The following is a 13,070-nucleotide window of genomic DNA, read 5'->3' as shown; positions in this document are numbered from 1 at the left end:
GGTCGAGAGCGCAGGTGGAGATCGATCCGTCCGAACCGGCCATAGCGTCGGAGGGGTCCGATCCGCGCCGGCACCGGGAGCCCGCACATGATCCGCCTGACCCTGCGTACGCTGCGCGCCGAGGCGCTGCGCATGCTGCTGTCCGCGCTCGCCGTCGTGCTCGGCGTCGCCTTCGTCGCCGGCACGCTGATCGTCGTGGACGGGATGCGCGCGGGCGCGTACCAGCGGGCCGGCGCCTTCGACCGGCACACCGACCTCGGCGTCTACCCCGACGGCCACCAGCCGCTCCCAGCGGGGCTCGTCGACGACGTCCGTACGGTCGACGGGGTGGCCGCCGCAGCCGGTGAGCTGCTCGGCGCAGGTGGGCTCCTCGGCGCGGACGGGCGACCGGTGCTCGGCTACGCCGTGCTCGCCGCCATCCCCACCGAGACGGCCCTGCGCTCGTACGACGTGGTCGCCGGTCGCCTCCCCGACCGCGCGGGCGAGGTGGTGCTCGACGCGCCGACCGTGGCGGAGGAAGGCTTCACCCTCGGCGCTCCGGTTCTCGTCGGCGGGACCGGCGGGGCGGCCCGTCCGTACACCCTGGTCGGCACGGTCGACGTGGCGGGCAGCGTCCGCGATGTCGGCGGCCCGTTCATCGGTCTGGTCGGCGCGGACGCGCTCGCGGTCACCGGCGGGCGTGGCTACGACCGGATCCTGGTGGCGGCCCGGCCGGGAACGGCCCAGGCGGAGTTGGCCGACCGGCTACGCGCCGCCGTCGGGAGCGCCGACATCCACGTGAAGGGCCGCCAGCAGATCCTCGACGAGGCCGTCGAGGACGCCGTCCGCAACCTGAACCAGTTCCTGATGCTGCTGCTCATCTTCGTCGGGGTCGCGGTGGTGGTGGCCGGCTTCGTGATCGCCAACACCTTCGCGATCGTGCTGGCGCAGCGCACCCGCCGCACCGCGCTGCTGCGCCTGGTGGGCGCGACGCGGGGGCAGGTCTTCCGGGCGGCGCTGCTGGAGTCGGCGCTGCTCGGCCTCGTCGCCTCCGCTCTCGGCGTGGTGCTCGGGGTGGCACTCGCCGGCGGACTCCGGCTGCTGATGTCTCGACTCGACGTGCCGCTCTCCGGCGGGTTGACCGTCGCCGGCTCGACCGTGCTGACGAGCCTGCTGCTCGGTACCGGGCTCACCGTCGCCGCCGCCCTGCTGCCGGCCTGGCGGGGTACCCGGGTCGCACCGGTGGCCGCGCTGACCGACGCCGCCGTGCAGCCCGCCCGGGGAGCGGGCCGGGCGCGCCTCGCCCTCGGCGCGGTGGTGCTGGGCGCGGGAGTCGCGGCGCTGGCCGGCGCGGCCGACGCCGGTCAGGTGCTCCTCGTGGCCGTGGGCGGTGTGCTGGCCTTCTTCGGCATCGTGCTGTTCGGTCCGGTGCTCGTCCCGGCGCTGGTCCGGCTGATCGGCTGGCCGGCCCGCCGGATGTTCGGTATGACCGTCGGGCTGGCGGTGGCGAACGCGGTTCGCAACCCGCGTCGGATCGCCGCGACGGCGACCGCCCTGGTCATCGGAATCGGGTTGGTGTCGGCGTTCGTGGTGGGCGCGCGCAGCACCAAGGACGGCATCGAACGCAGCGTCGACGCCGAGATCGGGACGGACTTCGTGGTCAGCGGCATCGGCCAGAATCTGCCCGCCGCGCTCGCCGGTGAGCTGGCCGCACGCCCCGAGCTGGGCGTGGTGCACGAGCAGCGCAGCGTCGTGACCGGCGACATCGAGGTCCGGGCCGCCCACCCGGCGCTGGTCGGCCGGACGTTGTCCGGCGTGGTGGCCGGCGACGAAGACCGACTCGGGCCGGGGCAGGTGCTGGTGCACCAGGAGTTGGCGCGGGCGCACGGCTGGCAGGTCGGTTCCGCCGTCACCATCCAGGGGCGGGCGTTCCGGGTGGCCGCGGTGGTCGCCGACGACGCGCCGGCCATGGTCTCCAGCGCCGCGCCCGAGGGACACGTCATCGAGCTCGACGACCGGGACTTCGCGGTGCTCTTTCCCCGCGAACGGGGTTTCCTGGCCGAGATCGACCCGGCCGACGGCGTGAGCGCCGAACGGGCCCGCGCCGCGATCGAGGCCGTGCTCGCCCGCTATCCGACGGCGAACCTCATGGACCAGGGCGCGTACAAGAAGATGCTCACCGGCACGGTGGACATGCTGTTGGCCTCCGTCACCGCGCTGCTCGGCCTGGCCGTCGTGATCGCCCTCGTCGGCGTGGCCAACACGCTGAGCCTGTCGGTGGTCGAGCGCACCCGGGAGAACGGCGTCCTGCGGGCGGTCGGGCTGTCCCGCGGCCGGATGCGGGCCATGCTCGCGGTCGAGGCGATCCTCATGACGCTCGTCGGCGCGATCCTCGGCATCGGGTTGGGCACCGGCGTCAGCGCCGCCGGGATGGCGCTGCTGGCCCGCCTCGGCGGGGACTTCCACGTGGTGCTGCCACTCGGCCAGCTCTCCTCGATCCTCGGCGTGGCGGTGCTGGCCGCTCTGCTCGCCTCGGTGCTTCCGGCCCGCCGGGCGCTGTCGCGGCCCGTCGTCGAGGCGCTCGCCGACTAGGGCGCGTGTCGTCCAAGAGATGCGACATCCGCCGGCCGGCCCCGCCGTCTTCCCCGGCGGCGGGACCGGCCAGCGGTGCCGGGTCCGGGGCGCGCCCTACAGGCGCTCGACCACCTCGCCGGAGCACCGGTTGCGGGTGTCGAAGACGTAGCGGGCGTGCCGAACCACCAGGTCGTAGTCGAAGCAGTCGTGGTCGGTGACCACCACGACCGCGTCCGCGGCCCGTACCTCGCGCTCGGTGAGCCCGACGACCGCGACCCCGGCGGGGATCTGGTGGGCCTCCGCGTACGGCTCGACCGCGTACACCTCGGCGCCGAGTGCCTGCAGACGGCGGGCCACGTCGACGGCGGGGGAGTCCCGCATGTCACCGGTGTTCCGCTTGTACGCGAGCCCGAGCAGCAGCAGTCGCGCGCCGCTGACCGCCCGGCCGGCGCGGTTCAGCCCAGCCATGATGCGCTGGGTGACGTGCTCGGGCATCTCGTGGTTGATGTCGTTGGCCAGCTCGATGAACCGGAACTGCCGGCCGAGGCGTCGCTTGACCTGCCAGGACAGGTAGCACGGATCGATCGGCAGGCAGTGCCCGCCGACGCCCGGCCCGGGCCGGAACGGCAGGAACCCGAAGGGCTTGGTCGCGGCGGCGTCGATCGCCTGCCAGACGTCGATGTCGAGGTGGTGCGAGAGCATCGTGAGCTCGTTGATGAGTGCGATGTTGACCTGGCGGAACGTGTTCTCGATCAGCTTGGTCAACTCGGCCACCCGGGTGGAGTCGACGGGGACGGTGCGCTCCACGAGCCGCTGGTAGAACCCCTGCACCCGGTCCAGCGACGCCGCGTCGATCCCGGAGACCACCTTCGGGGTGTTCTCCAGTCGCCACGTCGGGTTGCCCGGGTCGATCCGCTCCGGGCTGTAGCCGAGGTGGAAGTCGCCGGGGCTGGTCAGCCCGCTGGCCGACTCCAACAGCGGCCGAAGCAGCTCCTCGGTGGTGCCGGGGTAGGTGGTCGACTCCAGGATGACCGTGCAGCCCGTCCGCACGTACGGGCCGACGCGGATACCGGCCTGCTCGACGAAGCTCAGGTCCGGGGTGCCGTCGCGCAGCGGGGTGGGCACGGTGATGACGCAGACGTCGAAGCCCTCGGCGTCGGTGTAGTCGGTGCTGGGGCGGTACCGGCCGCTGCCCAGCGCCCGGCCCAGCCGGTCGGTGGGGATGTCCTCGACGAACGACTCACCCGACGCGAGCCGCTTCACCCGGTCGGCGTCGACGTCCAGGCCGACGACGTCCAGGCCCGCCTCGACGGCACGCATGGCCAGCGGCAGTCCGACGTACCCCTGGCCGATCACGACCAGCTTCTCAGCGCTCACCCGGGCTCCCGCAGACGGTGGAAATGACCTGCGGAGAGCCTAGAGCGGTTTTCGGCGACGTAAGTCCGTTTTGGGGATATCGGTGCTGGTGGGACGGCTGGTCAGCCGCCTACCTCCCCGGAACCGGTCGACGGATCGGTGGAGGGGCTCGGGTCGGTCGCCGGCGAGTTGCTCGGCGACGACGGGGTCTTTGGGGGGTCGCTCGGCGGCGGCGCGGTGGTCGCGCTCGGCGTCGGCGATGGCGAGCTGGCGGACTGGCTGGGCTGCACGCTCGGCGTGGCGCTGACCGACGCGGACGTCGTGGTGTCCGGGACCGTCGGCCGGTTCGGCCGGCCCGGGTCGTTGGTCATCTGCTCGTTCGCCGCCGGCAACTCCACCTGCTCGGTCGGCCCCTGCGTCGGCGCGACCGTCGGCAGCTTGACGGCCGGATCGTTGCCGGTGTTGCGCGCCGCGCCCAGGGCCGCGCCGAGGCCGACCAGGGCGACCAGCATGGCCAGCGCCGCACCGACCAGCGGCCCGCGGCGTCGCGGGCGTCCCGCGTCGGTCGTGCCCGCCACCGCCGCGCCGACCGGCACGTCGGTGCGGGTGCCCGGGCCCGCCTCGCGCAGCGGCACCGACGACGCCAGCGCCGTCGGTGGTTCGCCGCCGGTCACCGCCGTGCGCGCCGCCTCCGCCATCGCCGAGCCGCTCGTGAAGCGGTCCAGCGGGTCCTTCGCGAGGGCCCGCGACACCAGGGCGCGGACTGCCTCCGGGATGTCGTGCGGCAGCTCCGGGGGCTCGTCGTCGAGGTGCCGGACGGCGACCTGGAGGGGGTTGTCACCGGTGAACGGCGGGCCGCCGGTGAGGCAGCAGTACGCGACCGCCCCGAGGGCGTAGATGTCGGTGGCGCCGCTGACCGGCCGGCCCGCGGCCTGTTCGGGCGCCATGTAGAGGGCGGTGCCGGGCACCGCGTTGGTGCTGGTGATGCTGGTGACGTTGGTGGAGCGGGCGACGCCGAAGTCGACCAGGACGACCGTGCCGTCCTCCTGCACCAGCAGGTTGCTGGGCTTGACGTCGCGGTGCACGATGCCGCCGCGATGCGCCGCGCCCAGCGCGTGCCCCGCCTGGGCGACGATCGACATCGTCTCGGCCACGTCGAGGCGGCCGGCGGCCTCGATCCGCTTGGACAGCGGTTCGCCCTCGACGAACTCCATGACCAGATAGTCGGCCCGGCCGCCGTCGGGCAGGTCGTCCTCCCCGCAGTCGTACACCTGCACGATGCCGGGGTGCCGCAACGCCGCCATGATCCGCGCCTCGGCACGGAAGCGGGCGATGAAGTCCGGGTCGGAGACCAGCGCCGGCAGCAGGACCTTGACCGCGACCTGTCGGCCGAGGACGAGGTCGGAGGCACGCCAGACGTCGCCCATGCCGCCCGTGGCGACACGTTCGTCCAGGCGGTACCGACCGCTGAGTACGACCTCCGATGACAACACAGCATTACCGTACCCAGAGTGGCGACCAACGGCTCGCTGTGGTGGACCCGGTGCGGGGCCGCACCCGTCGGTCCGCCGGGGGCGACCTCCGGCGGCCGGGCCGGTCTGTGACGCGTCGATGACGCCAGGTCACAAAAGCCGACACATTTCGGCGTACGCCCGCCTGGTCGGCGCCGAGGGCGCTCACCTGAGCCGGGGAGCGCCCGAGGGGCGTCGTCCGTTACGGCGGCACGCCGGTCGGACGGCTTGATAATTGTCACTCTTCTGTAATGCGATCCCAACTTGTCGCATGAAACGCCCCCTCCTACCGTTAGCCCGGCTCGGGCCGCCGACGGGCAGCCCGTTCCGGGCCATCGTCGGGTGTGCACACCCCGGCCGGCGCCGGGACGCGGGCCCAATCGAAATCGGCGGGGGGCGGTGCGGGTGCGGGAGCGGGTGGGGCCGACGGTTCACCGTGCGCGCACGACGCCGACGCGTGTCGCGCCGATCCGCTCCGTGCGGCCCGTGGGCCGCCGATGACGGGCGAACTGTCCGAGGCGGTCACCGCCGCGCAGTCCGGGGACGAGGACGCCTTCCGTTTCCTGTACCGCAGCCTCCAGCCGGGGCTGCTGCGGTACCTGACCGCCCTGGTTGGCGCGGACGCCGAGGACGTCGCGTCGGAGACCTGGTTACAGATCTCCCGAGACCTGCCCACCTTCACCGGCGGCGAGTTCCGCGCCTGGACGGTCACCATCGCCCGCAACCGCGCGATGGACCACCTGCGGCGGCTGCGGCGACGACCGTCGCTGCCGGTACCGGTGCAGGCGCTCACCGAGCTGGCCGGCGACGGCGACACCGCCGAGCGGGCCGACGAGACGATCAGCACCGAGGCGGCGCTGGCGCTCATCGCCACGCTGCCACCCCGCGAGGCCGAGGCGGTGCTGCTGCGGGCCGTGATCGGGCTCGACGCGGAGTCCGCCGGCCGGGTGCTCGGCCGCCGGGCCGGCGCCGTCCGGACCGCCGCGCACCGCGGTCTGCGGCGACTCGCCACCCTGCTGGACCGGCAGGCCGTACCGTCGCCGTCGCCGTCGCCGTCGGTCGACGGCGACGCCACCGCCCCGCTGCGCGCGCCCGACACGTCGAGCGCGCCGACCGACGGCGGCCCACCGGCGGTCGGCGCCGAGGTGGTTCCGCCCCCTCGTCGCCGGATCGGGCGTACCCGGCAGCAGACCTCACACGCCGAGCAGGCGGAGGGCTGACGTGAAGGGATTCCGGATGAACCCGCACCGGCCGGACCGGCGTGCCGGCCGTGCCGAGACCGAACGGCTGCTCGAGGCCGCCCGCATCGGCACGGCCCCCGCCCTCCCGTCGGACGTCGCCGACCCGGGTGCGGCGAGCGTCCCGGAGTCCGGGGCTTCGCCGGACTCCGGGACCGAGCCGCTGGCCCGGCTGCTCGCCGCTGCCGCTGGCCCGGCCCGGCCGACGGAGATGGCGGGCGAGGAGGCGGCGCTGTCCGCGTTCCGAGCCGCCCGCGCCGTCCCGACGCCCGCCGTGGCCCGACGGCCACGCCGTCTGCGGCTCACGACCAGCGCGGTGGCGTGGATCGGCGCGCTGGCGGCCACCGCCACCGCTGGCGTCGCATTCGCCGCGGCCGGGTTCGAGACGGCACCGGAACCGCCGCCGCCGGCACCGACTAGCGCGCCACCCACCGCCAGCGCGCACGTGACGACCGGGTCCGTCGCGCCGAGCGGGTCGACACCGCCCGGCCGCCCCTCGCTGTCCGGCTCGCCGTCGATCGGAGCGTCGCCGAACGGTCAGGTGCACGGTTTGTGCCAGGCCTGGCGGGCCAAGAAGCCCGAGCAACGGGAGAAGGCGCTGCGAACGCCGGCCTTCGAGCGGTTGGTGACGGCCGCCGGCGGGATCGGCGCGGTCGAGGAGTACTGCCAGCGGCTGGTGCCCGAGAAGAAGTCCCCGCCGCCCCCGTCCCCGTCCCCCTCCGCTCCGCCGCCACCGTCGCCGCCTGCGGAGCCGTCCGCCCGGGCGACGCCACCCGGTCAGGCGAAGGTCAAGCCCCCGCACCCGGCCGGCCCGGCCGGCGACTGAGCGTACGGGCGCGCGGTTCGTTCTGCCCTGCACCGGGAAACGCGTCTGTTAGACAGGGGTTGGTGGTGCCGTCGACGCTCGGAAAGGGAAGTGTCGGTGGTCGGGTCTACGGTGGCACCCGTGCTCCGGAGCTGGGGCACGGCGCACGCAGTCGTCGCACGACGAGGGAGGCTGCACCGATGGTGACGTCGCCGGAGCTGGACCAGGGCGAGATCCTGCGTGAGTCCGCCGCCGCGAGCCGATACCTCGCGCGCATCTGCTTCAAGACCGGCCCGCCCACCTACACGGGCGTCGAACTGGAATGGACCGTGCACGACGCCGCCGACCCCGCCCGAGGAGTCGACCCGGCGCGGCTGCGGACGGCGCTGGGGCGGCACAGCCCCGTCACGCTGGATCCGGCGAGCCCCGCCGAGCCGCTGCGACACGGCGGCACGGTGACCCTCGAACCGGGCGGCCAGCTGGAGATCTCCACCCCGCCGCGCACCTCGACCGGCGCGTTGATCCAGGCCACCGAGGCGGACATCGCCCAGGTCACCGGCCTGCTGGCCGCCGCCGGGCTGACCCTGGGGCGCAGCGGCATCGACCCGCACCGTCGGCCCCGCCCGGTGTTGGACACTCCCCGCTACCGCGCCATGCGCCGCGTCTTCGACCGGCGCGGCCCGGCCGGCCGGACGATGATGTACAGCACCGCCGGCCTGCAGGTGTGCCTCGACATCGGCGAGCCGGACCAGGTCGCCCCGCGCTGGGCGGCGGCGCACGCCGTCGGCCCGCCGTTGCTCGCGGCGTTCGCCTCGGCGAGTCGGCACGCCGGGCGGCGCACCGGTTGGGCATCCGCGCGGATGGCCGCCTGGCTGGCGATCGATCCGGCGCGTACCCGGCCGGTGTGGGAACCCGAGCGCGCGGACGACGACCCGCCGGCCGCCTGGGCGCGCTACGTGCTCGCCGCGCCGCTGCTGTGCCTGCGCCGGCCCGGCCCGGACTGGGCCCCACCACCGGGTGTCACCTTCGCCGACTGGCTGGACGGCGCGGTGCCCCGCCCGCCGACCACCGACGACCTCGACTACCACGTCAGCACCCTCTTTCCGCCGGTGCGCCCGCGCGGCTACCTGGAGCTGCGGTACCTGGACGCCCAACCCGACCGGGACTGGCGGCTACCGCTGGCGGTGCTGAGCGCGCTGTTCACCGACCCGGGCACGGTCCGCGCGGCGTACACGATCGGCGCGCCGGTGGCGCACCGCTGGTCGGCCGCCGCCCGGCGCGGCCTCGCCGATCCGGCGCTGGCCGCCGCGGCGGCCGCGCTGCTCGACCTGGCGCTGGCCGCCCTGCCGCGCCTGGGCCTGCCGGCCGGCACCGACGACGACATCCAGGACGGCGTACGGCGGCGGCTCGCCGCCATCGCAAGGGCCGACCGGTGAGCGCGAGAGCGAGCCTCGAACGAAAGGTGCGTCGGGTGAGCGCGAGGAGTGAGCCGGGTTTGCGAGCCCCGCAGTCGCGAACGAAAGGTGTGACGGTGAGACCGAGTACGACGGAGCATGCCGACGGTGAGCTGTTGCGGGGGCGGATCGCACAGGAGTTGGCGCGCGCCCGCTCCCGCACGGCCCTGCTGACCGAGGCGGTCGACGACGCCGACCTGATGCGCCAGCACTCTCCGCTGATGTCGCCGTTGGTCTGGGACCTGGCGCACGTCGGCAACCAGGAGGAGCTGTGGCTGGTGCGCGACGTGGGCGGCCGTGAGCCGGTCCGCTGCGACATCGACGACCTGTACGACGCGTTCAAGCAGCCCCGCCGGGACCGTCCGCAGCTGCCCCTGTTGCCACCGGCGGAGGCGCGCGCCTACGTGGGCACGGTCCGCGACAAGGTGTACGACCTGCTCGACGCGGTGCGCTTCACCGACCGGCCGTTGGTCGCCGACGGGTTCGCCTTCGGCATGATCGTGCAGCACGAGCAGCAGCACGACGAGACGATGCTCGCGACCCACCAGCTGCGCGCGGGCGCGGCGGTGCTGCACGCCCCGCCGCCGCCCGAGCCGACCGTCCGGGTCGGCGGGGAGGTGCTGGTGCCGGCCGGCGAGTTCACGATGGGCACCGACACCGATCCCTGGGCCCTGGACAACGAACGGCCCGCGCACCAGGTCCACCTGCCGGCGTACGTCATCGACGCCGCACCGGTCAGCAACGGCGCGTACGAGGAGTTCATCGCCGACGGCGGCTACTCCGACCGGCGGTGGTGGAGCGCGGCGGGCTGGGAACACCGGGTGCGCGAGCGACTCGTCGCGCCGCTGCACTGGCGTCGCGACGGTGACGGGTGGGTGTACCGGCGGTTTGGCCGCTGGGACGCCGTACGCCCCGACGAGCCGGTGGTGCACGTGTGTTTCCACGAGGCGCAGGCGTACGCGACGTGGGCCGGTAAGCGTCTGCCGACCGAGGCGGAGTGGGAGAAGGCGGCGCGGTGGGACCCGGCGACCGGGCGGTCCCGCCGCTACCCGTGGGGCGACGACGACCCGACCGAGGCGCACGCCAACCTCGACCAACGTCACCTGCGGCCGGCGCCGGTGGGCGCGTACCCGGCCGGCGCCTCGCCGCTCGGCGTGCACCAGCTCATCGGGGACGTCTGGGAGTGGACGTCGACCCCGTTCAACGGTCATCCCGGCTTCGTCGCTTTCCCGTACCGCGAGTACTCCGAGGTGTTCTTCGGTGACGACCATCGGGTGCTGCGCGGTGGCTCGTTCGGCACGGACCGGTCGGCGTGCCGGGGGACGTTCCGCAACTGGGACTATCCGATCCGCCGGCAGATCTTCAGTGGCTTCCGCTGCGCCCGCGACGCCGGTCCGGACGAGTCGCCGCGGTGAGGCGCCCGACGCCACGCGGGGTGCGCTGATGTGCCGGCACCTGGTCTACCTCGGCCCACCGGTCACGTTGACCGCGTTGCTGTTCGAGCCGGCGTACGCGCTGGTCCGTCAGTCCTGGGCGCCGCGTGACATGCGCGGCGGCGGCACGATCAACGCCGACGGGTTCGGCGTCGGCTGGTATCCGGACGACGGTCCTCCGGTGCGGTACCGGCGTGCCCAGCCGATCTGGAGCGACCCGACGATCGCCGAGCTGGCGGCGGTGACCCGTGCCGGCGCGGTGCTCGCCGCGGTCCGGTCGGCCACCGTGGGGATGGCGGTGGTCGACGGCGCGGCCGCGCCGTTCGCGGAGGGCCGGTGGCTGTTCAGCCACAACGGTGTGATCCGGGGCTGGCCGGATTCGATGGTGCCGCTCGCCGCCGGCCTGCCGGTGCGGGACCTGCTGACCCTGGACGCGGCCACCGACTCGGCGTTGCTGTGGGCGCTGGTGCGGCATCGGCTGCGTGCGGGTGACGACCCGGCGGAGGCGGTCGGCCGGACGGTGGTCGAGGTCGCCGCGGCCGCTCCGGGGTCGCGGCTGAATCTGCTGCTCACCGACGGCCGGCGGGCGGTGGCCACCGCGGTCGGTCACGCGCTGTCGGTGCGCGCGGGGGCGGGCTCGGTGGTGGTGGCGTCCGAGCCGCACGACGACGACGCCGGGTGGCGGCCGGTGCCGCAGCAGCGCCTGGTCACCGCCACGGCGGACGAGGTGCGGGTGTGCGGGTTGCCGGCCGGGTGAGCGTTGCCGGCCGGGCTACGCGAGGTGTCTGACGACCACGAAAGAGGCGGGGGCGATGAGTGCGGAACCGTTGGAGATCTACCTCGAGCCGCAGGACCTGGAGAGTGGCCTGCGGGCGGACGTCCGGGCGGGGTTGACCGCCGAGGCGAAGTGGCTGCCGCCGAAGTGGTTCTACGACTCGCGGGGCAGCGAGCTGTTCGAGGAAATCACCCGGCTGCCCGAGTACTACCCGACCCGGGCCGAGCGGGCGGTGCTCGCCGCGCACGCCGACGACGTGGCGGCGCTGACCGGCGCGAAGACTTTGATCGAGCTGGGCTCCGGCTCGTCGGAGAAGACCCGGCTGCTGCTGGACGCGTTCACCCGCCGGGGAGGGCTCGGCACGTTCGTCCCGCTCGACGTCTCGGTCAGCGCCCTGCTCGGGTCGACGGCGCAGATTGCCGCCGAGTATCCGGGGCTGCGGGTCCGGGGGATCGTGGGCGACTTCACCCGCCAGCTGGACCGGCTGCCGACCGGCGGGCGGCGGCTGGTGGTGTTCCTGGGCGGCACGATCGGCAACCTGTTGCCGGCCGAGCGGGCGGGGTTCCTGACCGCGATGCGCGCCGCGCTGGAGGAGGGGGACTGGCTGCTGCTCGGCACCGACCTGGTGAAGGATCCGTCGGTGATCGTGCCCGCGTACGACGACGCGGCCGGGGTCACGGCCGAGTTCAACCGCAACGTGCTGTATGTGATCAACCGGGAGTTGGGGGCCGACTTCGACCCGGAGGCGTTCGCGCATGTCGCCCGGTGGGACCCGGAGCGAGAGTGGATCGAGATGCGTCTGCGGGCGACGCGTCCCCTGCGGGTCCGGGTGCTGGACCTCTCGGTGGCGTTCGACGAGGGAGAGGAGCTGCGGACGGAGGTGTCGGCGAAGTTCCGCCCGGAGGGGGTGGCCGCCGAACTGGGCGCCGCGGGCTTCGCGGCGTCGTACTTCTGGACCGACCCGGACGGGCTGTTCGGGGTGACGCTGGCGCGGGCGCGGTGAGCCTGTTCACCCGCGCCGTCCGGCTCGCTCGCTGATCGGTTAGGCTGGTCGCGCGAAGGGGAGTAGCCCCCAATGTCGTGGTCGACATACTGGTGCGTTCCGCATCCGGCCACGCGGCCCCGGTCTCCGGGGCGGGCGAGACCTTCGACTCAGGCTGTCGCAGCCGGGTCGAGGGCGCCCCCGCACCTCCTCCCGGTCTGAACGGGAAGGATGTCATGGAGGGATTCCTCGTCGCGCTGGTCGTCAGCTTCGGCGTCATCTTCGTCGCCGAGCTGGGAGACAAGTCCCAGTTGATGGCGCTGACGTTCGCCACGCGGTTCAAGCCGCTTCCGGTGCTGATCGGCATCACCGTCGCCACGGCGGTGGTGCACCTGGCGTCGGTCGCCATCGGTTCGGGTCTCGGCGCCGTGCTGCCCACCGAATGGATCTCGCTGGTGGCCGGTGTGGCCTTCCTCGGGTTCGGCGCGTGGACGCTGCGCGGTGACAAGCTCACCGAGGAGGAGAAGCGTAAGGCCGAGAAGACCAGCAAGACCGCGATCGTGGCGGTGTCGGTGGCGTTCTTCCTGGCCGAGCTGGGCGACAAGACGATGCTCGCGACGATCACGCTGGCCACCAAGTACGGCTGGTTCGGCACCTGGCTCGGCTCCACGGTGGGCATGGTGGCCGCGGACGCGCTGGCCATCCTGGTCGGCCGGATGCTCGGCCGCCGGCTGCCGGAGAGGACCATCAGGTACGGCGCCGCGGTGCTGTTCGCCATCAGTGGCCTCTGGCTGATCCTGGAGGCCGTGAACGAGCTGACCTGAGGGCGTAGGCCCTGTTTCATAAGAACTGGCCGGCCTGCGGCGGGCCCGAACGACGACCGGCGGCGTTGGGGGGGGGGGGGGGGGGGCCGCCGCCGTCCTCGCGTCACAACGCCCCGGCGCCCCGCCCCCCCCCCCCCCC

General features: G+C 74.0%; 10 protein-coding genes. 8 read left to right on the top strand and 2 right to left on the bottom strand.

Annotated elements, in window-relative coordinates:
- Positions 1-87 precede the first annotated feature (87 nt).
- A complete protein-coding gene (locus tag ABZ272_RS26425; protein WP_355052615.1) occupies positions 88-2,571 on the top strand; it encodes an ABC transporter permease in 2,484 nt (827 codons plus the stop codon).
- A gap of 96 nt (positions 2,572-2,667) precedes the next feature.
- On the opposite strand, the gene ABZ272_RS26420 is transcribed toward ABZ272_RS26425, so the two are convergent.
- Together ABZ272_RS26420 and ABZ272_RS26415 are read right to left on the bottom strand one after the other, a co-directional pair.
- Positions 2,668-3,930: a nucleotide sugar dehydrogenase gene (locus ABZ272_RS26420; protein ID WP_355052614.1), complete on the bottom strand. Its 1,263-nt coding sequence runs from the start codon at positions 3,928-3,930 to the stop codon at positions 2,668-2,670.
- Between the two features lie 101 nt (positions 3,931-4,031).
- Positions 4,032-5,402, bottom strand: coding sequence for a serine/threonine-protein kinase (locus ABZ272_RS26415; RefSeq protein ID WP_355052613.1), 1,371 nt, complete (start codon positions 5,400-5,402; stop codon positions 4,032-4,034).
- Between the two features lie 515 nt (positions 5,403-5,917).
- On the opposite strand from ABZ272_RS26415, the gene ABZ272_RS26410 reads away from it, so the two are divergent.
- The 7 genes from ABZ272_RS26410 (at position 5,918) to ABZ272_RS26380 (ending at position 12,931) form a co-directional block, all read left to right on the top strand.
- Entirely contained in the window at positions 5,918-6,640 is a 723-nt protein-coding gene (locus tag ABZ272_RS26410; RefSeq protein ID WP_355052612.1) for an RNA polymerase sigma factor, read from the top strand.
- Between the two features lie 16 nt (positions 6,641-6,656).
- Positions 6,657-7,484 carry a hypothetical protein gene (locus ABZ272_RS26405; protein WP_355052611.1) on the top strand — a complete coding sequence of 276 codons (828 nt, stop codon included), beginning with the start codon at positions 6,657-6,659 and terminating at the stop codon, positions 7,482-7,484.
- Positions 7,485-7,663: 179 nt separating this feature from the next.
- Positions 7,664-8,899 carry an ergothioneine biosynthesis glutamate--cysteine ligase EgtA gene (gene egtA, locus ABZ272_RS26400; protein WP_355052610.1) on the top strand — a complete coding sequence of 412 codons (1,236 nt, stop codon included), beginning with the start codon at positions 7,664-7,666 and terminating at the stop codon, positions 8,897-8,899.
- 95 nt (positions 8,900-8,994) lie between these two features.
- Positions 8,995-10,332, top strand: coding sequence for an ergothioneine biosynthesis protein EgtB (egtB, locus tag ABZ272_RS26395; RefSeq protein ID WP_355052609.1), 1,338 nt, complete (start codon positions 8,995-8,997; stop codon positions 10,330-10,332).
- 28 nt (positions 10,333-10,360) lie between these two features.
- Positions 10,361-11,107 carry an ergothioneine biosynthesis protein EgtC gene (gene egtC / locus ABZ272_RS26390; RefSeq protein WP_355052608.1) on the top strand — a complete coding sequence of 249 codons (747 nt, stop codon included), beginning with the start codon at positions 10,361-10,363 and terminating at the stop codon, positions 11,105-11,107.
- A gap of 55 nt (positions 11,108-11,162) precedes the next feature.
- Positions 11,163-12,128, top strand: coding sequence for an L-histidine N(alpha)-methyltransferase (gene egtD, locus ABZ272_RS26385; protein ID WP_355052607.1), 966 nt, complete (start codon positions 11,163-11,165; stop codon positions 12,126-12,128).
- A 215-nt stretch (positions 12,129-12,343) separates the two neighbouring features.
- Positions 12,344-12,931 carry a TMEM165/GDT1 family protein gene (locus ABZ272_RS26380; protein ID WP_355052606.1) on the top strand — a complete coding sequence of 196 codons (588 nt, stop codon included), beginning with the start codon at positions 12,344-12,346 and terminating at the stop codon, positions 12,929-12,931.
- The last annotated feature ends 139 nt before the right edge of the window (positions 12,932-13,070 follow it).

The organism is Micromonospora sp. NPDC005979 (assembly GCF_040614415.1).
In the GTDB taxonomy this organism is placed as follows: domain Bacteria; phylum Actinomycetota; class Actinomycetes; order Mycobacteriales; family Micromonosporaceae; genus Micromonospora.
The sequence above is the reverse complement of the archived record's forward strand: the minus strand, read 5'-3'. Positions and strand labels throughout refer to the sequence as shown.